The 24830-nt window shown below is 64.1% G+C and carries 19 protein-coding genes; 11 read left to right on the forward strand and 8 right to left on the reverse strand.

Annotation, left to right across the window (positions count from 1 at the left end):
• Nucleotides 1–56: 56 nt before the first annotated feature.
• Complete coding sequence (gene xylF / locus ACS7SF_RS20430) at nt 57–1085, reverse strand: D-xylose ABC transporter substrate-binding protein (protein WP_439893961.1); 1029 nt, start codon at nt 1083–1085, stop codon at nt 57–59.
• 256 nt (nt 1086–1341) lie between these two features.
• Between xylF and ACS7SF_RS20435 the strand changes: the two genes are divergently transcribed.
• Nucleotides 1342–2574: a XylR family transcriptional regulator gene (locus ACS7SF_RS20435; RefSeq protein WP_439893962.1), complete on the forward strand. Its 1233-nt coding sequence runs from the start codon at nt 1342–1344 to the stop codon at nt 2572–2574.
• Nucleotides 2571–3659: an aldose epimerase family protein gene (locus ACS7SF_RS20440; protein WP_439893963.1), complete on the forward strand. Its 1089-nt coding sequence runs from the start codon at nt 2571–2573 to the stop codon at nt 3657–3659. The genes ACS7SF_RS20435 and ACS7SF_RS20440 overlap by 4 nt, the downstream gene beginning before the upstream one ends.
• Before the next feature lie 17 nt (nt 3660–3676).
• On the opposite strand, the gene ACS7SF_RS20445 is transcribed toward ACS7SF_RS20440, so the two are convergent.
• Together ACS7SF_RS20445 and ACS7SF_RS20450 are read right to left on the reverse strand one after the other, a co-directional pair.
• A complete protein-coding gene (locus tag ACS7SF_RS20445; RefSeq protein WP_439893964.1) occupies nt 3677–5089 on the reverse strand; it encodes a nucleobase:cation symporter-2 family protein in 1413 nt (470 codons plus the stop codon).
• 179 nt (nt 5090–5268) lie between these two features.
• The gene (locus tag ACS7SF_RS20450; protein WP_439893965.1) at nt 5269–6009 is read right to left on the reverse strand and encodes a hypothetical protein; all 741 of its coding nucleotides are present in this window, start codon (nt 6007–6009) and stop codon (nt 5269–5271) included.
• Nucleotides 6010–6278: 269 nt separating this feature from the next.
• Here ACS7SF_RS20450 and ACS7SF_RS20455 point away from each other — a divergent pair, with 269 nt between their 5' ends.
• Entirely contained in the window at nt 6279–7373 is a 1095-nt protein-coding gene (locus ACS7SF_RS20455; protein WP_439893966.1) for an MBL fold metallo-hydrolase, read from the forward strand.
• Nucleotides 7374–7402: 29 nt separating this feature from the next.
• On the opposite strand, the gene ACS7SF_RS20460 is transcribed toward ACS7SF_RS20455, so the two are convergent.
• Genes ACS7SF_RS20460 through flhA form a run of 4 tightly spaced genes read right to left on the reverse strand, consistent with a single transcriptional unit; the run spans nt 7403 to nt 12937 of the window.
• Nucleotides 7403–8164 carry an RNA polymerase sigma factor FliA gene (locus ACS7SF_RS20460; protein ID WP_426399831.1) on the reverse strand — a complete coding sequence of 254 codons (762 nt, stop codon included), beginning with the start codon at nt 8162–8164 and terminating at the stop codon, nt 7403–7405.
• Nucleotides 8165–8172: 8 nt separating this feature from the next.
• On the reverse strand, nt 8173–8946 hold the full coding sequence (locus ACS7SF_RS20465; RefSeq protein ID WP_439893967.1) for a MinD/ParA family ATP-binding protein: 774 nt from the start codon (nt 8944–8946) through the stop codon (nt 8173–8175).
• Nucleotides 8947–8960: 14 nt separating this feature from the next.
• Nucleotides 8961–10829, reverse strand: a complete 1869-nt coding sequence (flhF, locus tag ACS7SF_RS20470) for a flagellar biosynthesis protein FlhF (RefSeq protein WP_439893968.1) — start codon at nt 10827–10829, stop codon at nt 8961–8963.
• Nucleotides 10826–12937: a flagellar biosynthesis protein FlhA gene (gene flhA / locus ACS7SF_RS20475; protein WP_439893969.1), complete on the reverse strand. Its 2112-nt coding sequence runs from the start codon at nt 12935–12937 to the stop codon at nt 10826–10828. Before flhA ends, flhF begins: the two co-directional genes overlap by 4 nt.
• A 625-nt stretch (nt 12938–13562) precedes the next feature.
• On the opposite strand from flhA, the gene ACS7SF_RS20480 reads away from it, so the two are divergent.
• Nucleotides 13563–14489, forward strand: coding sequence for a LysR substrate-binding domain-containing protein (locus ACS7SF_RS20480; RefSeq protein ID WP_439893970.1), 927 nt, complete (start codon nt 13563–13565; stop codon nt 14487–14489).
• Between the two features lie 110 nt (nt 14490–14599).
• Here ACS7SF_RS20480 and ACS7SF_RS20485 read toward each other — a convergent pair whose 3' ends face one another.
• Complete coding sequence (locus tag ACS7SF_RS20485) at nt 14600–15772, reverse strand: cyanate transporter (protein ID WP_439894440.1); 1173 nt, start codon at nt 15770–15772, stop codon at nt 14600–14602.
• Nucleotides 15773–15970: 198 nt separating this feature from the next.
• Between ACS7SF_RS20485 and ACS7SF_RS20490 the strand changes: the two genes are divergently transcribed.
• From ACS7SF_RS20490 to ACS7SF_RS20520, 7 genes are all read left to right on the forward strand, one after another.
• Nucleotides 15971–17614 (forward strand): fatty acid--CoA ligase, encoded by a 1644-nt coding sequence (locus tag ACS7SF_RS20490; protein WP_439893971.1) that lies wholly within the window; start codon nt 15971–15973, stop codon nt 17612–17614.
• A gap of 198 nt (nt 17615–17812) precedes the next feature.
• On the forward strand, nt 17813–18457 hold the full coding sequence (locus ACS7SF_RS20495) for a thermostable hemolysin (RefSeq protein ID WP_439893972.1): 645 nt from the start codon (nt 17813–17815) through the stop codon (nt 18455–18457).
• A complete protein-coding gene (locus tag ACS7SF_RS20500) occupies nt 18454–20040 on the forward strand; it encodes an AMP-binding protein (protein ID WP_439893973.1) in 1587 nt (528 codons plus the stop codon). The genes ACS7SF_RS20495 and ACS7SF_RS20500 overlap by 4 nt, the downstream gene beginning before the upstream one ends.
• A complete protein-coding gene (locus ACS7SF_RS20505; RefSeq protein ID WP_439893974.1) occupies nt 20012–20911 on the forward strand; it encodes a TauD/TfdA family dioxygenase in 900 nt (299 codons plus the stop codon). The genes ACS7SF_RS20500 and ACS7SF_RS20505 overlap by 29 nt, the downstream gene beginning before the upstream one ends.
• A gap of 10 nt (nt 20912–20921) precedes the next feature.
• Entirely contained in the window at nt 20922–22067 is a 1146-nt protein-coding gene (locus tag ACS7SF_RS20510) for an aminotransferase class III-fold pyridoxal phosphate-dependent enzyme (protein ID WP_439893975.1), read from the forward strand.
• Nucleotides 22048–23376 carry an aspartate aminotransferase family protein gene (locus ACS7SF_RS20515; RefSeq protein ID WP_439893976.1) on the forward strand — a complete coding sequence of 443 codons (1329 nt, stop codon included), beginning with the start codon at nt 22048–22050 and terminating at the stop codon, nt 23374–23376. The genes ACS7SF_RS20510 and ACS7SF_RS20515 overlap by 20 nt, the downstream gene beginning before the upstream one ends.
• An 8-nt stretch (nt 23377–23384) precedes the next feature.
• Entirely contained in the window at nt 23385–24803 is a 1419-nt protein-coding gene (locus ACS7SF_RS20520) for an amidase (protein WP_439893977.1), read from the forward strand.
• The last annotated feature ends 27 nt before the right edge of the window (nt 24804–24830 follow it).

Genomic DNA, 24830 nt, shown 5'->3' on the forward strand with positions numbered 1-24830 from the left:
GATGAAGCGGTGCTCCTATACCTCATGCCCCATCGCCGGCACGTACTGCCGCTGCCTTACTGGCCGCCGATCTGCGCCTGCGTGTAGAAGCCGTCTTTCACCACCAGGTTGACGTTGTCCTTGGTGAGCTGGGTCGGTTGCAGCAACACGGTGTCGACCTTCTTTTTGCCGTTGTCGTACTGGGCATTGAATTTCGGTTTGTCGCCCTTGGCCAGGGCCACCGAAAGCTGCGCAGCCTCGCTGGCAATCAGCTTGAGCGGCTTGTAGACCGTCATCGTCTGCGTGCCGGCAATCACGCGCTTGACGGCGGCAAGATCCGCATCCTGCCCCGACACGGGCACCTTGCCGGCCAGCTTCTGCGCGGCCAGCGCCTGGATCGCGCCGCCCGCCGTGCCATCGTTGGATGCCACCACGGCATCGATCTTGTTGTTGTTCGCCGTCAGCGCGTTCTCAACGATCCCCAGCGCTGCCGACGCGCTCCACTCCGGCACCCATTGCGAGCCGACGACCTTGATGTCCCCCCGGTCGATGGCCGGTTTCAACACCTTCAACTGGCCCTCACGCAGCATCTTGGCGTTGTTGTCGGTGGGGGCACCACCCAGCAGGAAGTAGTTGCCCTTCGGGCGCACGTTGAAGACGCCCTGTGCTTGCAGCTCGCCCACCTTCTCGTTGTCGAACGAGATGTAGGCATCAACATCGGCATCGAGAATCAGGCGGTCATACGACACCACCTTGATGCCGGCCTTCTTGGCTTCTGCCACCACATTGGTCAGTGCCTTGGAATTGAACGGCACGATGACGATCACGTCGACACCGCGCGAGATCAGGTTCTCGATCTGCGAGATCTGGCGTTGCTCGCTGGCATCGGCCGATTGCACCGATACCTTCGCGCCGAGTTTTTCTGCAGCCGCGACAAAGTAATCGCGATCACGCGACCAGCGCTCGACACGCAGGTCATCAATACAGAAGCCGATTTCCGGATGCGCCTTGCTTGCGTGCGCCAGCGGCGCCGCCATCGACAGGCTGGCGAGCACTGCACCGCAAAACGCGGCCCTCAGAACACAACGGCGTTGGTTCGATTTCATGTCTCACTCCATCTTCTTGTGTTGGTGGGTACACCTTGGGGTGCCGGGGCGCATGCTGCGCCGCAATACCGATTCGGCCGCTCGACGGCAACGGCATGGTGCATGCGCCCGCTCGGCACCGGCAATTACGAAATTGCCCAACCGCCCTAACATTTCTTGCCACCCCACTGCGATCGTCTGACAGCGCCGCAGGCAGCCCCTAGAATGTGGCAGCCGTTGGCAAACCCACTGCCAACGCGAGCGCCCCTCAGCCACCATGCATCGTCAACTGCCCGATCCATCGCAGCACGCGCGGATTCATCGCATTGCGCTGCTGTTCAACGCCAACAAGGTGTATGACCGCGAGATCATCACGGGCATTGGCGACTACATGCGCTCCACCCGCGTGACGTGGGACGTGTTCCTGGAAGAGGATTTCCGCTGCCGACTGCCCGGCATCGAGCGCTTTGACGGCGACGGCATCATCGCGGATTTCGACGACCCCACCGTGGCCGAAGCGCTGCGCGACTGCCCACTGCCGGTGGTGGCCGTTGGCTCGTCATATGAAGACGCCGCGCACTACCCGGCCAACGTGCCCTATGTCGCCACGGACAACGGCAAGCTGGTCTCGCTGGCCTACCGGCACCTGATCGAGGCTGGCCTGCAGCACTTCGCGCTGTACAGCCTGCCCCAGGCGGCCGAGAACCGCTGGGCGCAGCAGCGCGAGCTGGTTTTTACCCGCTTGCGCCGTCTCGATGATCCCGCCGCACCGACCGAGCAAGAAATCTACCGCGGCCTCTCAACCAGCGCGCCCACGTGGCATCAGGCGATTAGCCAGTTGATCGCATGGCTGCGCGGCTTGCCCAAGCCCATCGGCATCATCGCCGTGACGGATGCGCGGGCGCGGCATCTGCTGCAGGCGTGCGTGTCAGTGGGGTTCGCGGTGCCGGAGGAGATTGCCATCATCGGCATCGATAACGACCCGCTCACGCGCACGCTGAGCCGCATCCCGCTGTCGTCGGTCATTCAGGGCACCATGGAGATGGGCCGCACCGCCGCACACCTGCTGCACCAGATGCTGGGCGGCGCCCGTTTGGGAGAATTGGCGGGCCGGCAGATTCTCGTGCCGCCGGTTGGGATCAACGTACTGGCATCGTCCAGGCATCAACCGCTGGCCAGCCCGTACGTCATGCGCGCGCGGCACTTCATCCGGCAGTACGCCTGCCAGGGAATCAAGACCGAGCAAGTCGCGGACTACGTCGGTATCTCGCGCTCCTCGCTCGAAGAACACTTTCGTCGTGAATTGCATTGCACCGTGCACCAGGAAATCCTTCGCCATAAACTCGACGCCGCCAAGCACATGCTGGCCAGCCGCGATGTCGCCACCGCCGAGGTGGCGGTGCGCTGCGGCTTTACCTCTCCGCAATACATGCACGCCGTATTCCGTCGTGAGCTGGATTGCACGCCACGTGAATACCAGGAACGCACCATCGCACAGGGCCAATCATGAGCATCGCGCCAGCGCTTTCCACCTACGCGCCGGTCGATGGCGCCATCTCGTCGACAACATGGGGGCCATTACCCGGCGCCGGCGGTGAAGCGGCTCGGCTGTTTACGCTGCGCAATACGCTGGGCATGCGCGTTTCGATCAGCGACCTCGGGGCGACGCTCGTCTCATGGCAAGCGCCAGATCGTGGCGGGCGCCTGGGTGAGATCCTTCTCAACCATGAATCGCCCGCCGCTTATCTTGAGTCGGCGGGCTACCTGGGGGGCTTGATCGGACGCTGGGCCAACCGCATTGCCGGCGCGCGTTTTACGCTCGATGGCATCGACTACGCGCTCGACCGCAACGAGGGCGGCAATCTGCTCCACGGCGGCGCAAGCGGCTTTCATCGCGCGCTGTGGGACGCCGACGAGCAAGACGGCGCACTCGTCATGCGGCTCACCTCCCCCGAGGGCGATGCCGGATTCCCGGGCAATGTAGCTGTGCAGGTTCGCTATGCATTGGATGACGACGGTACGCTATCGATCGATTACGAAGCGCGCGCCGATGCGCCCACGCCGATCAACCTGACGAGCCACGGCTACTTCAACCTGAGCGGCAAGCCCGGCACCGACATCAAGGGCCACATCCTCTCGATTGATGCCGACGCGTATTGGGAAGTCGATGCCAAGCTGATTCCCACGCGGCTGTCCAGCGTTGCCGGTACGGCATTTGATTTCCGCCAGGGGGCGCCGATCGGGGTGCGATTGGATTGGCCCCACGCCCAACTCGCGCAGGCCGGTGGGTTCGACCACTGCTTCGTGCTGCGCAACGCAGCGTTGGACGATGCAGCACAGGTGCGCCCGGTCGCGCGGCTATATGACCCCGGCAGCGGCCGCGAGTTGACGGTGCTCACGGATCAGCGCGGGTTGCAGTTCTACTCAGGCCAAAAGCTCTCGGGCACCCACGCGCCACGCAGCGGCTTGTGCCTGGAAGCGAGCGCGTATCCGAACCACGTCAACATGCCGGATGCGGAAACGGTCATGCTCCGGCCCGGCGCGGTGTATCGGCAGCGCACGCAATATCGCGTGTCGATTGCCCGCGAAACGTGAGGCGCGTGGGCTGAATCTCAGTGCGCTGCGGCGGCGCCATGCATGACCTCGTGCACACCGCGAACGCCGTTGAACCACGCATTGAGCACCACCGCCACCAGCGTGCCCATCACGATGCCGCTGTGGGTGATGGGGCGCATCCAGTCGGGGAAGTGGTGGAAGAACGCCGGCGCCAGCGTCGGCACCATGCCAAAGCCGACCGATACAGCAATGATCAGCAGGTTATGGCGCTGCTGCTGGAAGTCCACCATGCCCAGCATGCGAATGCCGGCCGCGGCCACCATGCCGAACATCACGATGCCCGCGCCGCCCAGCACGTATTGCGGCACCGAAGCCACCACGTACGACAGCTTCGGAAACAACCCCAGCACGATCAGCAGCACACCACCGGCCGCCGCCACATAGCGTGAACGCACGCCCGTGATCGACACCAGCCCGATGTTCTGCGAGAACGACGTATGCGGGAAGGTGTTGAACACACCGGCCACGACCGTCGCCAGACCGTCGGCGCGCAGGCCATTCGTCAGCTCATTGCGCGAGATCGGCTTGCCCACCACGTGCGACAGTGCGAGGAACATGCCGGTCGATTCCACCAGCGTGATCACAATCACGATGCACATCGAAATGATGGCCGACAGCTCGAACTTCGGCATGCCAAAGTGGAACGGCGTGACTAGCGTCATCAGCGGCGCGGCACTTGCATCCGCCAATGACACCTTGCCGAAAGCCGCGGCCACCAACGTGCCCGCGACGATGCCCAGCAGCACGGCGATATTGCATAGCAGCGCGTTGCCGAACTTGGTCAGCAGCAGAATCGTCACCAGCACCAGCGCGGCAATGGCCAGGCCAAACGGATCACCAAAGGCCGGGTTCGGCACCATGTGGCGCACGCCGTCCACCACCTGCGGAATCATCTGCTGGCCGCCGGCCGCCCAGTTGATGCCCACGCTCAGCAGCGAAAAGCCGATCAGCATGATCACCGTGCCCGTCACCACACGCGGGAACAGCCCCAGCAACCTGCCCATCAGCGGCGCAATGGCGATACCGAACACGCCCGAAACGATGGACGCCCCGAAGATGCCCGGCAGCCCCATGCCGGGCTCCACACCGATGGCGATCATGGGTGCCACCGCGGCAAACGTCACCCCCATCATCACCGGCAAGCGGATCCCGAAGATCAGGAAACCAAGCGACTGGATGAGCGTGCCGATACCGGCCGCAAACAGATCGCAATTGACGAGGTAGGAGAGATCGCTCTTCGACAGGCCGAGCGCATTGCCGACAATCAGCGGCACGGCAATCGCGCCGGCATACATCACCAGCAGATGCTGCAGGCCGAGCGCGAACAGGCGTGGCAGCGGCAAGCGCTCGTTGACAGGGTCCACGCAAGTGGAGGACGCGGGCGAAGGGTGGCCGGGGGATTGGCGCATTTTTTGTCTCCGGATGCCGCCCCCGTGTGCGTGCCGGGGAGCGTGCTTGGGCAGGCCGCGCAAGGCGCATCGTCTACCGACATGTGTATGGCGTGATGCCGCACATTTGCCGGCAATCTTGGAGACCGAGTTTGCATCTGTCAACAATATGTACCGTTTTTTGTGTACATATTTTGGGTTCATGTGCGCGTATGCGCTTCGAACATCCCCACGCCCTGGTAGAACACACCGGAATCCAGCCGCACCTTGTAGAGGATGACGCACCGCAGCAGGCCGCTGTCCGCCACCACGGGCGTGAGGGTGTAGGTGTTGCCCCCAAACGGGCTGCCGCCTTGGCAAGCCGTTCCCAAGCCAGGCTGGTAGTGGCGGATTAGCAGAGTGGCTTGCGCGCCGTTTGCACGCACTTCCACGCTGCCGATCAAGCGCAAGACGCCGTTCTGCCAGACCATATCGAGCGTGCCTTGCGCCTGCCCGACAGGGCCGCTGCCGCCCGCTACGGTGGGCGATGTGAAAATGCCCGGACACCCGAGTGCGGTATGTCGGCGCAGCAGCGCGGTGCTCTGTTCGACCACGGCGTAGTGGCATTCGCCGGCATCGCCGCCGATGTGCCGCACATGTCCGCCCAAGCGCGCCTGGCCATGTGTCCAGCGCCCGTGCATATAACCGCTTAGATGGTGAACGTCAGCCAGCTCGGCGGCGTCGCCGATCAGCTGATAGTCGTTGATGCCGACGATGGCACCTGAGGGAAGTTGCGCCAGCCGCGCGACGCTGCCGCTGGTCTGTCGCGCCGGCCCGCCCAGCACAAACCGGGGCGGTGCACTCAGGTGCGCAAGCGATGGCCGGGTAGAAAACGTGGCAACCCGGGCATCGGCCAAGCGGATGATCTGTCCGCCCTGCCCGGGTTCCTGACAACCTGTCAAGCCACAAACGGCCCCCCTTTTTGATGCGCGGCCTGCGCATCCGAAACATCAAGTTGACCGGCCAAGTAAGAATCTGAATGCATGCGGGTTCTATGAGGAAGGGTTGACTGCCGCGCCCCGCTTGAAATGTGCCGCGGAGCGCGCCTCAGCGAGGCCGTTTCAGCCTAGGCAGTGGCGCATCCGAAATTCAAAAACCAACAGAAGTTGATACTTCTTGATATTCGAGCCGCTTCCCTCACCTGGGTGGCTCGTCCACCCCCTGCGACGCCATGGCCAACCCGCACTACGATCCCTCCAAACCCCACCACACCCCCGACGGATTCCGCAACCGCTACCCGCACCCCCGCACGGACGGCGATTTCTGGAAATGGCAGCAGGAACGCCGCCGCCTCAATCTGCCCAAGCCGCCCACGCAAGACCTGTCCTGCGTCGCGCCCAATCTGGCCGCCGTGCACCGGCCGCCCAACGTGCCGCAACTCACCTGGATCGGCCATGAAACGCTGCTGCTGCAGATCGACGGCCTGAACGTGCTCACCGACCCGGTGTTCTCCAAACGCGCATCACCCCTGCCATTTGCCGGGCCGCGCCGGCACCAGCCGCCAGGGCTATCGCTCAAGCAATTGCCGCATATCGATCTGGTGCTGATCTCGCACAACCACTACGACCATCTCGACAAGGCCAGCGTGCGCGCGCTCATGCGCCAGCCCGGTGGCGCACCGATGTTCTTCGTACCGCTGGGGATCGACCACTGGTTTGCGCGCAACGTACGCGGCACGCGCTTGTCGGGTAGCAACGCCAACGTGCGCGCATTCGATTGGGATGACGAGGCGACGCTTGTGGGCCGCTCGGGCCCTTTCACCGTGCACTTCTGCGCCGTGCAGCACTGGTCCGCACGCGGCCTGTACGACCGCAACCACACGCTATGGGGCAGTTGGGCACTGCTGCATCCGCAGTTGCGCTTCTGGTTCTCGGGGGACTTGGGGTATTCGCAAGACACGCGCGACATTGGCGCGCGCTTTGGTCACTTTGATGTGGCGGCGATTGCCGTGGGCGCTTACGAGCCGCGCTGGTTCATGAAGTCCCAGCACATTGATCCGACCGAAGCCGTGCAGGTGATGCACGACATTGGCGCGCGACAGGCCGTGGGCATCCACTGGGGCACGTTCCCGCTGACGGACGAAGCACTCGACCAGCCCATCACCGACCTGGCGAACGCGTTGAAGGCGGCCAACGTGCCGGCCGAGCGCTTCACCCTCTTCCGCCACGGTGAAACGCGCGTGTGGGATGCCGAGGCCGCGCGCCTTGTCACCGAGTTGCACAAAGAAAAAACGCGGCCGCGAGATGACTCGCTGGCCGCGCAATAAAACTCTGGCAGCGTAAAACTGCGCCGATATCAGGTCGGCGTCGGCAGCCACGCGCGATCCCGCAGCTTGGCGCGGATGCGGGCGATGGCCTGGCTGTGGATCTGGCACACGCGCGATTCCGAGACGCCCATCACGGCGCCGATTTCGCGCAGGTTCAGATCCTGCTCGTAGTAGAGGCTCATCATGAGCTTTTCGCGCTCGGGCAGGCCTTCGATGGCGGCCACCACCGATTCGCGCAGGTCGTGGTCCAGCAGTTGGTCCAGCGGCGTGGCGTCGTTCTCGGCGGCGCGGTTTTCGATGAAGGCGTCGGCGTCTTCGCGGTCGAAGTCTTCGTAATACAGCAGTTGGCTGCCTTGCAGGTCGACCAGTTGCTTCTGGTACTCGGCCAGCGACATGCCCAGCGCCGCAGCAATCTCGGTTTCGGTGGGCGCACGGCCCTTCTGCTGCTGCAGCTTCTGGATTGCCTGCTCGATCGTGCGGGCATTGCGGCGCAGCCCGCGCGGCAGCCAGTCGGAGCCGCGCAGCTCGTCGAGGATCGCGCCGCGAATCCGCTGGGCTGCGTAGAACTCGAACTGCACGCCCTGCGTTTCTTCGTAGCGCGACAGCGCATCGAGCAAGCCCATCATGCCGGCCTGGATGAGGTCATCCAGTTCCACGCTGGCCGGCAGCTTCACCATCATCTGGTTGGCGATGCGGCGCACCAGCGGTGCGTATGCGGCCATTTCATCGGACTTGGTCTTGCGACCGGTTGCGGTGTACATATCCATGCCTGCCTTTGGCGCTTCGTTCATGCTGCGCCTCAATAAACCATCTCGGCCGCACGCGCGGTGGCGTGGGGCGTTGTTGTCGGTGCTGATTCTGACGTTGCCTGTGTCTGCGCCGACACCATCACCCGCGACGGCTCGGTGTTACCCGTGCTGTCAGCGGCTTGGGCCCCTGCGTCAATACTGCTGGCCCAGCTCAGCATCTCTTCGGCAAGCTGGCGGAACGCCATGGCCGAAGGCGATGCGGGAAACGCGCTCGCCACGGGCTTGCCGAGCGAGAGCGCCAGTTCTACGTGCCGGTCCTCTGGGAGGTAACCAGCGAAATCAATTCGGGTGTTCAGGTACTGGCCCACGGTGTTGGCCAGGTTGCTGAACACGCGCAGGGCGGAATCCACCGAATGCGCGCCGCACACCACGGTGCGGATGCCGGCGCCGCTACCTTGCAGCACGGCGGTTTTCTTGAGCAGCGTGTACGCGCTCTTGATGCCTTCCGGGCCATCGGTAAAGGTCAGCAGCACGTCGTCGCAAGCCTCAGCCACTGTGGCGAGCGCGCGGATACCGAAATGCGCGGCCACCAGCGTCACGTCTGCCGTGTCGTCGTACTGTTCGAGCATGCCCGTCACCGCCAGCATGGTCTGCGCGCTCACCACGGCGGCGTCGCGGCCCATGGCGGACAGCGCAATGCGCAGGTTGTCGACAAAGTCATCCACCTGCTCTTGCTCGCCGATCACCAGCACGCGGCGGCTGGCTGCCTGACCGAGCATGCGGCGCAGCCCGGCGGCTTGATCCTTGGCGAAAGGTGTGGTCATGCTCGCCCCCTTGTTCAGGCGAAATCGAAAGCGGCCAGGCCGGGTTCGCGGATACGTGTGGCGCCTTGCGCCACCAGCAGCGACTCGTCCGAATCCAGCGCGAACGACGATTGCTCGGCGCCTGCGCGGAACGTGCGATGCACCAACAGCTTCTTGTTGGGCACCGCAATGTCTTCCGGCACGCGCTGGCCGTACGACACGTAGTGCAGCGGCAGGCGGCGACGGATCATCACGTCCATCGCGTGGCCCACGGATGCGGCCTCGTCGATCTTGGTGAGGATGCAGCCCGCGAGGTTGGCGTCACGGTAGGCGCTCACCACCTCGTCGAGCGTCTTGCCGTTGCTCGCGGCGTTCAGCAGTAGCAGGCGCTTGATCGACGGCCCCACGGCGTGCAGCATCGCCATCTGTTCGGACACGGCGCGATCGCGCTGGCTCATGCCGATGGTGTCGATCAGCACGACGTGCTTCTCGCGCAGATCGTTCAGCGCCAGGCTCAGGTCTTGCGCGTCTTTCACGGCATGCACCGAGACGCCCAGGATCTTGCCGTAGATGCGCAGTTGTTCGTGGCCGCCGATCCGGTAGCTGTCGGTCGAGAGCAGCGCCACGCGCGATGCGCCATGGCGCAACACGAAGCGCGCAGCCAGCTTGGCAGTCGTGGTGGTCTTGCCCACGCCCGTCGGGCCCATCAGGGCAAACACGCCGCCCTGGTCGAGCAGGCTGTTTTCGTCCGACACAGTGGCCAGGTTCTTTTCAATCGCGCGCTGCACGAAATCCAGCGCGCCTTCATACGTATCGTGCTGCGGCATGTTCTCCAGCACGTAGCGCGTGAGCTGCGCCGAGAACCCTGCATTCAGCATGGTCTGGAACAGGCGCGTACGCACCGGGTCGCCCAGCTTCACGCCCAGAGAGGCGAGGCTCGACATGGCATCGGTGAGCGTGCTCTTGAGCACGTCGATCTCGCTGACCATGCGGCGGGTCATGGCGTCGCTCTCCGCCTTCAAATCGGCCTTCAGGTCGGCACGCAGGTCGGCCTTCAGGTCGATGGGCGCGCGTTGCGGGCTGACGTCTTCGCGCGGGGCCTCGGGCTGCTTGGCCATCGTGTCCTCCATGCGGACGAAGTGCTCGGCCGACTTGCGCGACTGCGCTTCCACACGTTCGGCAAAGCCGCGCAGCGTGGTCGGTTGCGCGTCTTGTTCGCGAGCAAACTGGCGCGACGGTTCACGCGGGAGTTCACGGCGGGCGGCCGGACGCTTGATCGGCTCGGCAGCTTCGTCTTCCTGCACCACGGTGCGGCGGGCGATGAACTGGGCGGTGCTGGCCAACGTGTCGGCGGCGTCCTTGTTGGCGCGGTCCAGCGACAGGCTCGCCAGCACGCGGGTGGAAGCCGTCAGCGGATCGTCGGCCGGCGTATCTGCCGACGCATTGAGCGCGACGTCGTCATCCACGCGCGTTTGCAGCGTACGGCCGGCCGGCTTGGCCAGGGCTGCAGCGGCGGTCTCGGCAGCGGCCGGTGCCTCTTCCTGCGTGGCGGTGCGGCGCGAGGCAATGAAGCGGTTACGCAGGCGGGCCAGCGCATTGGGGGCGGCGCCTTGCGCGGCAGCCTCAGCCTGGGCCGGCACTTCGGCAGCGGCCTGGGCCACAGATTCGGCTGCGGGTGCCGGCTCGGGAATCGGTGCCGGTGCCATCGGGCGACGCTGGGCGCCCTTGGGTGCCGTCGAATGGGTATCAACCAGCGCATCCACATGCGTGTCGGAAGCGGCGATGACTTCAATGCCGCCCGGCACGGCGCGATTCGAGAGAATCAGCGCGTCGTCGCCCAACTGGTCGCGGACTTTGCGCAAGACGTCACGCGACGTCAGTCCGGTAAATCGATGCATTTTCATGCGCGGCCTCCAAGCATGGCGACAACCTTAATCGTTCGGTGATCTGGAATTTCTGCGTGCGACAGCACGCGCAGGCTCGGTGCTGCGCGCTTGAACAAGCGGGCAAGCATCGGGCGCAGTGCGGGCGGTACGAGCAGGACGCCTGTCTGACCCATCTGTTCGTGCTGGCGGGACGAGTCCGCTGCCGCTTGCATGAGCGAGTCCGCGAGTTGCGGTTCAATCGGGCCAGCATTCGAGCCAACGACGCTTTGCAGCAAGATGTTCTCCAGATTCGGGTCAAGCGTGACGACCTGCATTTCGGTCTTGTTCGGAAAGAGCTGCTGGGCAATCGCCCGGCCCAGCGCCACACGCACAGCGGCGGTGAGTTCGGCGGGGTCTTGCGTCCTGCCTCCGTGCTCCGCCAGCGTCTCGACGATGGTGCGGATGTCGCGGATATGCAGGCCTTCGTCCAGCAGGTTCTGCAGCACCTTCTGCACGGTCGCGACGGGCAACAGCTTGGGCACAACGTCTTCGACCAGCTTCGGTGCTTCCTTGCCCAAATGATCAAGCAACTGTTGCACTTCCAAACGGCCGAGAAGCTCGGTGCTATGGGTGTAAATCAACTGATTGACGTGGGTGGCGATGACGGTGCTGCAATCGACCACGGTATAGCCCTCGGCCTGCGCGCGGTCGCGCACATCGGCGGTGATCCACATGGCCGGCAAGCCGAAGGTCGGGTCCACGGTGGGCGTGCCGGGCAGCTGCGTGCCTAAGCGTCCGCCATGGGCACCACCCAGGCCATCCTGGCCACCGGGGTTGATGGCGAGGAACTTGCCCTGCTGCACCTCGCCGTGGCCGATCTCCACGCCCTTGAGCGTGATGCGGTACGACGACGGGCCCAGCTCCAGGTTGTCGCGGATGTGCACCACCGGCGCCAGGAAGCCCATGTCCTGCGTGAACTTCTTGCGGATGCCCTTGATGCGGCGCAGCAGCTCGCCGTCCTGGCTCTTGTCGACCAGCGGGATCAGGCGGTAGCCGATCTCCAGGCCCAGCACGTCGACCCACGACACATCGTCCCAGCTGGCTTCCGGCGTATCCACCGGGGCAATGGCCTGCAGCACGGGTTCGACTTCGGGCGTCTCGCGCTTCTTCTTGAGGTACCAGCCCAGATAGCCCAGACCGCCGCCAAACAGGATGAACGGGATGTGCGGCATGCCCGGCACCAGGCCCAGCAGGCCCAGCACGCCGGCGGTGGTCATCAGCACCATCGGCATGGCAAACAGCTCGCTCGACAGTTGCTGGCCGACGTCCTTGTCGGTGGAAACGCGGCTGACCATGATGCCCGCCGCGGTGGAGATCACCAGCGCCGGAATCTGCGCAACCAGACCGTCACCGATGGTGAGCAGCGTGTAGTTGGTGGCCGCGTGGCCCACATCCATGCCGTGCTGGATCACACCCACGGCCAGGCCACCGATGATGTTGATCAGCAGAATGGCGATACCCGCCACCGAATCCCCGCGCACAAACTTGCTGGCGCCGTCCATGGAGCCGAAGAACTCGGCTTCCTGCGCGATGGCCGTGCGGCGCTTGCGGGCTTCGTCTTCGCGGATCAGGCCGGCGTTCAGGTCGGCGTCGATGGCCATCTGCTTGCCGGGCATCGCGTCCAACGTGAAGCGCGCGCTGACCTCGGCAATCCGGCCCGCGCCCTTGCTGATCACCATGAAGTTGATGATCACCAGGATGACGAACAGCACGATGCCGACGGTGTAATTGCCGCCCACCAGGAAGTGGCCGAACGCCTCGATCACCTTGCCAGCCGCATCGGGGCCGGTGTGGCCTTCCATCAACACCACGCGCGTCGAGGCCACATTCAGCGACAGCCGCATCAGCGTCGTGATCAGCAGGATGCTCGGAAACGACGAGAAATCCAGCGGCTTGAGCGTGTGCATGCTGATCAGCAGCACGATGATCGACAGCGCGATGTTGAACGTGAACAGCAGGTCGAGGATGAACGGCGGCAATGGCAGCACCATCATCGCCAGGATCAGGATGATGAGCACCGGGCCGGCGGCAGAGCGGTAGTCGCCCTTGCGCAGGATGTCGGTAACTCGGAGCAGTGCGGCGTTCATCGTTGGGGGCGTGCAGCGGGGGGCATTTCGATGGATGCCATGTTGCCGCCCGGGCCCTCAAATCGAAGACGGGAGAAAGCTGCCCAAAAGGCGGCTTTTCTTTGAAATACCCTCCCCATGGGGGGTGTGGAAGCGGCGAACGGTGCCGCCTGCCGGCCATTGCGCACCGCCAAGCCCCGTCGATGAGGCTAGAACAGCCACACGCCGGGCAAAAAGTGCTGAGGGCGGAGCTTTTTTCTTGGCCGCGCAAGCGCAGAACTCGGCGCGCCTCATCAGGGCCGCTTCGCTGGCTTTTTAACAGCGCGTGTCAGCCACGACCCTGCTCCGCCCAAACCATTTGCGCCAAATGGGCGCTTTTATATTTCCCATTGGTAACAAACAGCACTTTTCGCAGATCAAAATATTAAGAACACGGCTTAACCGGGATGCGGCAGCCCTCTACAAAACCGAATGCCTACCATTTTCCGCGCGCTTCCGCATTGATCAATTTGGTTGTCATCTAAATGGGCGCCAGTAATGCCACAATTGCGCCCCCCGCGCAGAAGGCCGCAACCTTCTGCCGAATGAGAAATCGAATCTCGTGCATGCCATCAGCACGCGAGCATCGATCTAGGACAAAACAACCATGCTGTTACTGAATAATCGCGTCCGCAAGCTGGACTTTCAGGATCTGGTGATTTTTCACCTGATATATGAGCTCAGGAGCGTCACCGAGGTGGCGGAACTGCTCAGCGTCAGCCAATCGACTGTGAGCTACTGCCTGAAACGCCTGCGCGACTGTTTTGATGATGAGCTGTTCACCAATTCCCGCTTTGGCATGAGCCCAACCCAGCGGGCGACGGCGCTCACGTCACGCGTCCAAGGCATCCTCACCCAGATGGCCGAGTGCGTGCAGGATGATGCCAGCTTCAACCCCGCCGTCAAATCCACTTCATTTACGATCTACGCGCCGGAATATTTCGAAATCATCATCATGCCGGTGCTGATGAAGAACATTCTGGAGGCCGGCCACAAGGTTTCGATCAACATTACAAAACCCGAAAAGGATTTGCCGTACTGCGAGATCGTTGGAGGGCAAATCGATCTGGGCGTTTTTTTCGGCCCGGGCTTTTACCGCAACTACCCGGGTCTTTCGACCCAGACGCTGTTCCGCGACCAGTTGCTTGCCGTGCAGGATGGCCCCGACAATACGGCCCCCCTGCCATTGGATGAGCTGCTGGAACGCCGTCACGTCTTTCCAACGCCCTGGGTTTCCGACAGCAATATGGTCGACAGCTGGCTGCAGTCACAAGGCCATCGCCGCACGATCGCGGCGCGGGCCAACAGCTACTTTTCGGCCATCGAGCTACTGTTCGGCACCGATCTCTTATTGATGCTTCCCCGGCGCATCCATGACAAAGTCAGACGCAAGCTGCCCAATGTCGGCGCGCGCCCCATGCCCGACGGGATGCCGGACTTCACGCTGGATATGGTGTGGAGCGCTGCGCTGACGAACAACCAGGCCAATACCTGGCTGCGTCAGCAATTGATCCGCGCGTGCGTCAACATCTGAACGGAAGGGCTCCGCGCTTAGCGCCCCGAACACAACCCAGCGCAGCGGTCCTGGAATGTTCGTCACCGCGGGAGGGCACAACGACGCCAGGAGGGTTGTGTTAGCGGCGCTCAGCCGCGGCTCGGCTGGATGGCGAAGTGCTTCGGATAGTCGGCCGGGCGGAATCGCCCCACCATGAAGATCATCCCGGTGGACACCAGCGCCAGCAGCAGCCAAGCCTGCGTAAAGCTGGAGGACACATCCTTGATGAAGCCGGCAATCAGCGGCGACAGCGCGGCAATGAGGTAACCCACGCCCTGAACAAATGCCGTCAGTTCGCCGGCACGACGCGGGGCGTCCATGTGGTCCATGGCCACAATCAGGCTCATCGGGAACAGGCCGCCGATGCCAAAACCCAGCAGACCGGCCCAGACGATCGGATAAGCCGTCGGCGCCAGGATCAGGCCGGCAAACCCGGCGATCACCGAAACCAACACCAGCAGCAACACCGGACGGCGGTCCAGGCTGCGGCTGGCCAGCGCGGGCACCACCAGACCGGACAGCACCTCCATGCTGGTCAGGTAGGCCAGCAACAGGCCGGCATTCGTATCTGCCCACCCCTGCTCGACATAGAACGGAGGCAACCAGGCCAGTACGCAGGTGTAGGAGGCGGTGCCCAGGCCAAAGAAGATGCCCAACAGCCAAGCACGCGGGCGGGTCGCAAACGGCTTGTCGTTACCTGCCGCGCTTTGCTGGGGCGCGACGAACGACACGATGTCCCCACGGATGGCGTACCACGCCGCCAGCGCCACCGCGGCCAGTGCCGACCACGCCGCCAGGGCGGGCTGCCAGCTTCCGAACCAACCACTGATGAACGGCGAAACCGAGGCGGACAAGGCGGCCCCGCCCATGATGGCGGTCACGTACACCCCCATCAGCAACGCGATGGCGTTCGGAAAGCGGCTCTTGATGATGCCCGGCATGACCGACTGGATGACAGCGATGCCGGCACCGGCCACCACAGCCGTCAGGATCAGATCCAAAGCGGAGGAAGCGTGCAGCCGCGCCAGGCTGGCCAGCCCGATCACGAGCAACGCCCCCGCAATGGCGCGGTGCTCCCCCCAACGGGCGGCCAGCTTGGCACCGCGGAACATCGCGAGGCCCATGGCCAGCACCGGCAGCATGGTCAGCAGGGAGACCATCGTGTAGCTCAACGGAATGCTGCTTCGGATCGACGTCAGCAGCGGCCCGATCGCGGCCATCGATGGGCGCAGGTTCAGGCCGACCAGCACCAGCGCAAGGATCAACGGCACACGACTTGCCGCGCGGGAAGATTGCGTCACGTTCTGACTCCATGCGTGTAGGAACGACTGGGTCATTGTCATGACAACAAGCCGTTGCGGGCAATTCAAAGTTTCAAATCGGCTATCGGGGAATTCGCAATCGCCCGCTTTGCCCGCTACCTACACTACCCGTCCGACTCACCACCCCGCCTTGGAGCCATGACTGCTTTCGAATCGCCTGTCTGCGCGCAGGGTTTCCAGTTGACACTGGACCAATTACTGGTGCCCACGGTTGAGCAGTACCCCGACCGCGAAATCATCTACCGCGACACCGTGCGCTTGCGTTATCGGGACCTCCATGAGCGCGTGCTGCGGCTGTGCGCGCTGTTGCAGCGCCTGGGGGCGGGTCCGGGCGTGACCGTCGCCGTGGCCGACTGGGACAGCCATCGCTATCTGGAAGCGTACTTTGCCGTGCCCATGACGGGCGCCACGCTGATGACGGCCAATATCCGGCTGTCGCCCGAACAACTGGCCTACACGCTGGGCCATTCCCGTGCGAGCGTGCTGCTGGTCAACGACGACTTTGCGCCGCAACTGGCCGAGCTTCGCGAGGCCCTGCCGGCAGCGACCGCCTGGCTGCGACTGACCGACGAACCCGATGCGACCGCGCATCCGGACCTGCCCTGGCACGGGGAGTACGAGGCTTGCCTGGCCGCGGAAACGTCCGATCCGGTGCTGCCCGCCCCCGACGAGAATCGGCGCGCCACCCTGTTCTATACGACGGGCACCACCGGGGCGCCCAAAGGCGTCTCGTTCAGCCATCGGCAGCTGGTGTTGCACACGCTGGCGCTCGCGGGCGCGCTGGGCTGTTCGGCGGACGGCCTCAGAGTGCATCGCCGTGATGTCTACATGCCGATCACGCCGATGTTCCACGTGCATGCCTGGGGCATGCCCTATCTGGCCACGATGCTGGGCCTCAAGCAGGTGTATCCGGGCCGGTACCGGCCGGCAACGTTGCTCGACCTGATTGAACGTGAAGGCGTCACCATCTCCCACTGCGTGCCGACGCTGCTGCAAATGATGCTGGATGACCCCAGCCAGCCGCAGCGCGACTTGTCACGCTGGAAAGTCATCATCGGTGGCGCGGCGCTATCGGAATCCCTGGCACGTCGCGCATTGGCGCTCGGCATCGACATCTGGGCGGGGTACGGCATGTCCGAGACGGGGCCCGTGCTGACGCTGGCCCAGTTTCACCCGGACCATGCGCGCAACGAAGCGCAGGATCTGGCCGCCCGGCTGCGCGCCGGCTCGCCCATCCCGCTGGTCCGGCTGCGCGTGCTGGATAAGGACGGACAGCCGGTGGCCCGTGACAACCGCCAGGCCGGCGAGGTGACCGCTCGCGCGCCGTGGCTGACGGCCGACTACCTGAACGAGCCCGAGGCCAGCGCAGGACTGTGGCGCAACGGCTTTCTTCATACGCGCGACATCGGCGTGCTGGACGCAGACGGCTCCCTGCGATTGACCGACCGGGCGACAGACATGATCAAGACCGGTGGGGAATGGGTCTCGTCGCTGGAACTCGAAGCTCTGCTGCTGGATTGCACCGGCGTGGCAGACGCCGCAGTCATCGGCATTCCGGACGCACGCTGGGGAGAACGCCCTGTTGCCGTGATCGTCCCCGAGAAAGACAACGACCCGGCGTTGGCCGACGCGCTGCGCAAAGCACTGCACATGCAGGCGCATCAAGGCCGGCTGCCGTCCTACGCGCTACCCGATGCGATTCACCTCACCAGCGCACTGCCTCGCACCAGCGTCGGCAAGACCGACAAGAAGGCGTTGCGCCTTCAATATGGCGGGGCCTGATCGGCGCCTCCTCCCTCAAGAAAAGAAAAGACCGGCCTCGCGCCGGTTTTTTCATGCCCACTTTTACAAATCGATGTATTAAATTCCGCTTATAACAGATTAATGTGATTCAAAACAGGCCAATCCTATTATTTAAATTCGCAAATCCATTTTCTGCAGTGCAGCATCGCGGCTCACCACCCATGATGACGACATCGAATGTCGACAAACCACCAGGGTGATGTGATGAATATCCGAGTTGTCAAACAAGGGACTGCGTTATGGCATCTTGCAGTCACCGCCGTACAGAACAAATACCGCAGCGCTTACGAGGCGCAAATCGAACCCAACCCGGAAAACTTTGTCGTCGCGGTAGAAGGCGACCGAACGATTCTGGCTTGTGCAGGAATTACGTTCGCCACAACCGGAAAGCTATTTTCCGAACAGTATCTGGACACGCCAATTGAAACCGCCATTCAAGAGATTTGGCGATGCCAATACAGCCGAAACGAAATTGCGGAGGTCGGCAATCTGATTTCCTTCGACAAGCGCGCATCACTCAGTGTCATCAAACTTGTGCCGCTGCTCGCGTGGTGCATGGGGGCCAAGGCCCTGCTGTGCACCATCACGCCCAAGGTCGCTGGGCTGCTGAACGCCTGCGACATCCGCTTTGAACCGATCTGCGAAGCCGACCCGGCCAAGGTCGATGGCGGCGGAGAGGGGTGGGGAAGCTACTACGCCAACAAGCCGACCACCGGGCTCATCCACGTCGCCAACCACCGCGAGCTGTTCCAGCGACTGACGACCTCCATGGATTTCATCCGCAGCAAGCAGCCTGCACAACTGGAGGAGGCCGTATCGTGAGCCTGAGCCATCAGCTGTGCCAGCAATTTCTGAACAACCCAGAGCAAGTCGCCTGTATCGACCACGATGCCGACGGTGGCATCCAACGCCAGTTGAACCGGCGCGAGCTCGCCAACGCCGCGCACGTGCTGGCGGACACCCTGCAGGCCGAACTGCGGCCCGACCTCGTCAAACAACGCCCTGTGGTTGGCATCGTCATCCGTAACAGCATCAACTGGCTCGTCGCCGATCTGGCCTGCCTGTTCGCCAATCTCACCAGTTTGCCGCTGCCGCAAGCCTTCACCCGCGCGCAAGCAGAACACTTGGCCGCCAAGTGCGATTTCTTCCTGGTCGATGAACCTGGCGAAGCCATTCTGGAACAGCGTTGGGGGCTGCAAGCGTCTGCCGTGCGCAAACTCCGGGTGGACCAGTTGGCCCCGGCACCCAGCGCGATGCCGGCATCGCCGCAACTCGCGCCGGATGGCAGCTGGATCTGCAAGATCATCCATACGTCGGGCACCACAAGCCGCCCCAAGGGCGTCTGCCTGAGCGAGAACGCCCTGGCCGCCACGCTGAAGAGCCTGCATGAAGCCCTGCCGGCCGAGTGTCACCACCGCTATCTGTCGCTGGTGCCGCTGAGCCTGTTGCTTGAGCAGATCACCGCGCTGTACATGCCGTTGCTGGCGGGCGGCACGGTGCATTTCCTGCCGGAAACCGTACCGTTGCTGGGTGAGCCCGGCGGCAGTGCCGACCGGATGATCGACTGGCTGATGCAAGTGCGCCCCGGTGCCTGCACCGTGCCCCCGATGATCATCAACCGCCTGCTGGCGCGCCTGGAACAGGGCGACGCAGAACTGGCCCGCTATCTGCGCGCTGATGACGCCCCGCACATCACGTGTGGCGGCGCTGCTGTGAGTGCCGAAGTGCTGGCCCGACTGGCGGAGCTGGGCATTGCGATCTTCCAGGGCTACGGCCTGAGCGAGAACGCCTCGGTGGTCAGCGTCAACACGCGCACGGCCAATCGCCACGGCAGCGTGGGCCGCGCACTGCCTCACGTCCAGATTCGCATTGCGGACGACGGCGGCATCCACATCCGCAGCGCGTCGCAATTCAGCCATTACTCCGGCGAAGACCCGAGCGCCTGCGCGCATACGGCCGATGGCTGGCTCGATACGGGTGACCTGGGCACCCTGGACGAGGATGGCTACCTGTTTATCAGCGGGCGCAAGAAGAACGTCATTTGCTTGCCGAACGGTCGCAACGTCAGCCCCGAGCAAGTGGAACTGGAACTGCGCCAGCTGGATGGCATCCACGACGCGGTGGTCTTCCTCGACGACGAGGACGGCCTGGTCGCCTTGCTGCATACCGGCGAAGCCACCGACACCACCCCTTGGCTCGGCTGGATGGCCGACAACCTGTCCGACATCGAGCGCCCCTCCAGGCTGTGGCTGCTGCCGCGCGGCAGCGAAATGCTCTCCCGCCTCTACACCGTCACGGGGCGCCCGCAGCGCGGCGACATTGCGCAGGCATATGCCTCCCGCCGGGGCAACTTCTCCACCAATGAGGAACACAACCATGAACACGGCCGTCTTGTTGCAGTCTGAATCGTCGCAGTCCGAAACCACCATCAAGCGTATCGGGCGTGAAGAGATGCGCGCGCTCAAAACCGAAGAGCTGCTCTCCGAGCTGGCGGAGACCGGTGTGCTGCTGTTCCCGCACGGCGCGGAAACCGTCGATGAATTCTGCAGCTTCGTCAAACGCCACAGCTCCCGGCTCAGCCTCGACCCGGCACGCACCATGGAAGGCGGGGCCGCCCAACTGGTGGATGCCGGAACCGACGCGGTGGGCCTGCACTGCGAGAACGGCAACTCGCCGTTCTGGCCAGACCTGACCTGGTTCTATTGCAAGGAAGCGCCGCGCGTAGGCTCGCAAACCACCGTCTGCGACGGCGTGGCCGTGCTGGACCAGTTCTCCGACAGCACCCGCGACTTCTTCGTGCAGAACGAGATCCGCTATTCGCGCAATGTGCAGGCCGACAAATGGAAACGGCTGGTGGTGCACTACACCCCCACGCTGAACAATCCGGAGCAGGTGAAGTTCGAGGATCTGCAGCGCATCATCGGCGACGACCCGAATACCCAGATCACCTACAACCCCGCCGATGAATCCATCGGTTACGACTTCACGGTATCGGCGGTCTTGTCCTCGTCCATCGGTCGTCAGCCGGCCTTTGCCAACAGCATTCTCGGCCCCTCGTACAACTACGAGAAGCCCCGCATCACGATCGCGGCCAGCGGCGAACCGATTCCGGCGGCCATGATGGAAGAGCTGATTCGCGTGACCGACGCCAACACCATCCCCGTCGACTGGAACGACAACGACTTCGTGATGATCGACAACCGCCGCGTCATGCATGGCCGGCGCGCCATCGTCGACACCCGGCGCAAGATCTTCAACGCGCTCAGCTACCTGTGAGGAGGGCACCATGACCGCACGCGATGCCCTGCCTGCCCTGGCTGGGCAAATCCTGAGCGGGGAAGGCGAAACGCTGATCGACGTCAACGGCCGCCGCATTGTCGACTTGGCCAGCGGCCACTTGGGCTTCAGCCTTCCGGAGATCATCGACAAGGTACGTGCACAGGCCGCTGTCATGGGCCTGTCCAACCGGGTGATGATGTCCGAACCGCTGCTGCGTCTCTGCCGCGAGCTAGCCGCCATGCTGCCGCCCACCCTGTCCAACGCCTATGTGTGCAGCTCGGGCGACGAAGCCTTCGAAGGCGCGCTCAAGCTCTGCAAAGGTCTGCAGCCCCAGCTGCGGCGCCTGGCCCACGTGCGCGGCAGTGAATTCGGCTCGCTCAGTTTCGGCCGCTGCCTGGAAAAGCCGGAAGGCTATGGCGAACTGCGCAGCTTCCTCGGCCTGGAAACCCTGACGATCGAGCGCCACGGCGCACTGCCATCGGCCAGCGATCTGGCCCAGTGCTATGCGCTGTGCTACTCGCCACTGATCCGTCAGGACGATGGTTCACTGGTGCCACTCCCGGCTGAACGTCTGCGTGAGATTGCCAGCCTCGCCCGTGCCGCGAAGGTGCCGCTGATCTGCCAGGCCAGCGAAGTCTGCCTTGGCGCCGCGGGCGTGATGTTCGGCCACGAGCTGGCCGCCGTGGCACCCGATATTCTGGTACTGGGCGGTGCGCTCGGCGGCGGGGCGGTGCCCATCGGCTGCTACCTCACCTCGGCCGAGCGTGCCTACAAGGTGTACGGCAGCAGCTCGCCCGCCAAACACGGCAGCACGACTGGCGGCAACCCGCTGTCCTGCACCGCAGCGCTCGCCGCACTGGACTACGCGACGCGACGCAAGACACCCAGCCAGTTTCAAGCGCTCGGCAACACCATCGCCGACGCGCTGCCGGAGCATGTCCGCAGTGTGGTCGGCGGCATCGTCAACCTGCGCGTGCCAGACCACGTGGATGTCTCCAGCCTGCCCGAACGCTTGTTGGCAGAGGGCGTGCTGGTGCGACCGCCGCGCGGCAGGACGTTGACTCTGCACCCGTCGGCCGCCACTCAGGCGCTCGCGCTTGACGAAGCCCTCGTTGCCATCAGGAGAGCATTCCATGACGACCACAACCATTGATCGCCAGCAACTGCTGGACACCTGTGAAAAACACTGGGGTGCGTCGGCCGCCAAGCTGTACCGGATTGCCGGCAGCCAGGTCGAAGCAGAAGCCTCCGATTGTGAGGTGCGCGACCACACGGGCCGCCGCTATCTCGATTTCGCGTGCAGCTACGGCGTCTTCATTGTTGGCCATCGCCACCCGGCCGTGCAGCGCCGCGTCGATGCGCAACTGGCGCAACTGGCCTGGCTTCCGCACGGCACCACCCACCCCGCACAGCAAGCGCTGACAGAGCGCCTGAAAGCCTTGGCACCCGGCCAGTGGGGCGACGTCCATTACATGCTGTCGGGTGCCGAGGCGGTGGAGCATTCGCTGCGCTACGTGCTTGCCGCCAACGCGCCACGCCGCCGCATTGTCATTACCGCAGGCGCCTATCACGGCAAGACGCTGGCCGCGATGAGCATCCTGGGCCAGCGGCAGCACGAAGCCAGCTTCGGCAAGCTCGCCACCGACGTGGTCATCGTGCCCTACGGCGACATGGCGGCCATGCGCGAGGCCGTTGGCGACGGCGCCTGCGCCGTGTACCTGGAGCCGATCCTGGGCGGTGCCCACCTGCGCATGCCGCCACTGGGCTATCTGCAAGACATCCGCGCGTTGTGCGACCGCACGGGCACGCTGTTCGTCGCAGATGAAATCCAGACCGCCTTCGGCCGCTGCGGCAAGATGTTCGCGGTGGAATACGCCGGCATCGAGCCTGACATCCTGATCCTGTCCAAGGGGCTGACCGGGGGATACGCATCCATCGCGTGTGTGATGTACCGCCAGCAGACACTGGAGCGGCTGCCCGCGCCGCAGGATGATCGCGGCAGTTGCGGTGGCCACCCGTTTGCCTGTGCGGCCGCCTTGGCAGCGATTGACGTCATCGAAGAAGAACGGCTGCTACAAGCTTCCGTCGAGCGCGGCCACCAGTTGCGCCAGGGCCTGATGGCGCTCGCAAGACGCTTTCCCGACATCATCGAAGACGTACCCGGCATCGGCTTGATGACGGGGTTGCGGCTCAAGGGCGCGGTGTACGAATCGCTGCTCTCGATGGAGTTGGGCAAACGGAACGTCCATACCGGCCACTCCATGAACGAGCGCGCCGAGCGCCCGGTATTGCGCTACTACCCGCCGCTGACCGTGAGCGCCGAGACGATCGACGATGTGCTCGCTCGCAGCCGCGAAGCGCTGGAAGCCGTGGCCGCCCTGCCCGCCTGGAAAGTGGCCGTCATGCGCCGGGTGACGCGTTCCATGTATCGGCTGCCCAACGCGCTGTTGCGCAAGCTCTAAGGGGACCCATGACCCGCATCGACCCTATCGACGATATCGACACCCTACCCTTGAGAGACATGGTCGGCCTGCAACGACGCGGCCGGCTGACCAGCCGCGCGCTGGCCGAACACTACGTGGCCCGCATCGCCCGCCGCAACCCGGAGGTGAATGCCATCATCGAGCAGGCGGCGCCCGAGCGCGTGCTTGCAGAAGCCGACGCCGCCGACGCTGCGCTACGGCGCGGGCAGTTGCAGGGGCCCCTGCACGGCGTACCACTGAGCTTCAAGGACGCCTGCCATGTGCGCGGCTTCCACCCGAGCCGTGGCGTGCGCGAGCTGCACGGCAAGCCCAGTGAGACCAGCGCCACGGTTGCCCAGCGGCTGTTCGACGCCGGAGCCATCGCACTGGGGCTGAGCAACGTGCCCGAGATGTGCATGGCCTTCGATACCGACAACCTGCTCTACGGACGCACGCTCAATCCGCACCATCCCGATCATTCGGCCGGCGGCAGCAGCGGTGGCGAGGCCGCCGCCATTGCATCGGGCATGAGCCCTGGAGGGTTGGCTTCCGATGCTTGCGGCAGCGTGCGTGTGCCCGCGCACTTCAACGGCGTGTGCGGCCTGAAGCTGACGCAATGGCGTGCGCCGCTGACCGGCCAGTTCCCGCACGACCGCTCCGGCTTGTTCCATCTCAGTTCATCGTTCGGGGTGATGGGCCGCTGTGTGGATGACGTCGCCTTGCTCGGCCAGTTGATCAGCGGCCCGGACGGCCACGACCCGGACACCGTCCCCGCGCCATTCCTGGATTACCGAGCACAGGAACTGGCTGGGTTGCGCATCGGCATCTGGCAGGAGAGCAGCGGACCGGCCCGACCTTCAGAGGCGACCCAGGCGCTGCTGCAGCAGGCGGCAGCGCTGCTTGACGACGCCGTGGCGTCCGTCGCAGAGACCACGCCGCCGATGGTGGACGAGGCCTGTGACGTGCTGTGGAAAGTGTTGGTGCTGGGTGGTGACAGCGGCCGCCACTGGCAACACCTGTTCGCAGACATGAACAAGCACGCGTTCTCCGCTCCGATCGCGCAGATGCTGTCCTCAAGCACCAAGCTGGAAATGAGCGTCGACGAATTGCGCAGCGCATTGGTCATGCGCGATACGGTGCGCTACCAGCTGGCCGCGCTGTTCCGAGACATCGATGTGCTGATCAGCCCGGTCTACCCGGATGTGGCCTTCCGGCACGGCGAATCGCTGCGCGAACCAGGTACCTATCGCTACGTATTCCCATTCAGCCTCACTGGCTCGCCAGCGGTGGTGATCCCTGCTGGCCGCTGCCCGCAGACCCAGCTGCCGATCGGCCTCCAACTGGTCGGGCGTCATTGGGATGAACACGAACTGCTGGCAGTCGCCGCTCAGTTGGAAAAACGCTTGCCGGCGTGGCGGCCGGTCTAGCCGCCCGGGATAGAATCCGCGTCGTCA

This window comes from Ralstonia sp. 25C (assembly GCF_051904805.1).
GTDB lineage: Bacteria > Pseudomonadota > Gammaproteobacteria > Burkholderiales > Burkholderiaceae > Ralstonia.

Coding starts and splice junctions, on each gene's coding strand:
- xylF (WP_439893961.1), bottom strand. CDS start 1,085: ATGAAATCGAACCAACGCCGTTGTGTTCTGAGGGCCGCGTTTTGCGGT.
- ACS7SF_RS20435 (WP_439893962.1), top strand. CDS start 1,342: ATGCATCGTCAACTGCCCGATCCATCGCAGCACGCGCGGATTCATCGC.
- ACS7SF_RS20440 (WP_439893963.1), top strand. CDS start 2,571: ATGAGCATCGCGCCAGCGCTTTCCACCTACGCGCCGGTCGATGGCGCC.
- ACS7SF_RS20445 (WP_439893964.1), bottom strand. CDS start 5,089: ATGCGCCAATCCCCCGGCCACCCTTCGCCCGCGTCCTCCACTTGCGTG.
- ACS7SF_RS20455 (WP_439893966.1), top strand. CDS start 6,279: ATGGCCAACCCGCACTACGATCCCTCCAAACCCCACCACACCCCCGAC.
- ACS7SF_RS20460 (WP_426399831.1), bottom strand. CDS start 8,164: ATGAACGAAGCGCCAAAGGCAGGCATGGATATGTACACCGCAACCGGT.
- ACS7SF_RS20465 (WP_439893967.1), bottom strand. CDS start 8,946: ATGACCACACCTTTCGCCAAGGATCAAGCCGCCGGGCTGCGCCGCATG.
- flhF (WP_439893968.1), bottom strand. CDS start 10,829: ATGAAAATGCATCGATTTACCGGACTGACGTCGCGTGACGTCTTGCGC.
- flhA (WP_439893969.1), bottom strand. CDS start 12,937: ATGAACGCCGCACTGCTCCGAGTTACCGACATCCTGCGCAAGGGCGAC.
- ACS7SF_RS20480 (WP_439893970.1), top strand. CDS start 13,563: ATGCTGTTACTGAATAATCGCGTCCGCAAGCTGGACTTTCAGGATCTG.
- ACS7SF_RS20490 (WP_439893971.1), top strand. CDS start 15,971: ATGACTGCTTTCGAATCGCCTGTCTGCGCGCAGGGTTTCCAGTTGACA.
- ACS7SF_RS20495 (WP_439893972.1), top strand. CDS start 17,813: ATGTCGACAAACCACCAGGGTGATGTGATGAATATCCGAGTTGTCAAA.
- ACS7SF_RS20505 (WP_439893974.1), top strand. CDS start 20,012: ATGAACACGGCCGTCTTGTTGCAGTCTGAATCGTCGCAGTCCGAAACC.
- ACS7SF_RS20510 (WP_439893975.1), top strand. CDS start 20,922: ATGACCGCACGCGATGCCCTGCCTGCCCTGGCTGGGCAAATCCTGAGC.
- ACS7SF_RS20515 (WP_439893976.1), top strand. CDS start 22,048: ATGACGACCACAACCATTGATCGCCAGCAACTGCTGGACACCTGTGAA.
- ACS7SF_RS20520 (WP_439893977.1), top strand. CDS start 23,385: ATGACCCGCATCGACCCTATCGACGATATCGACACCCTACCCTTGAGA.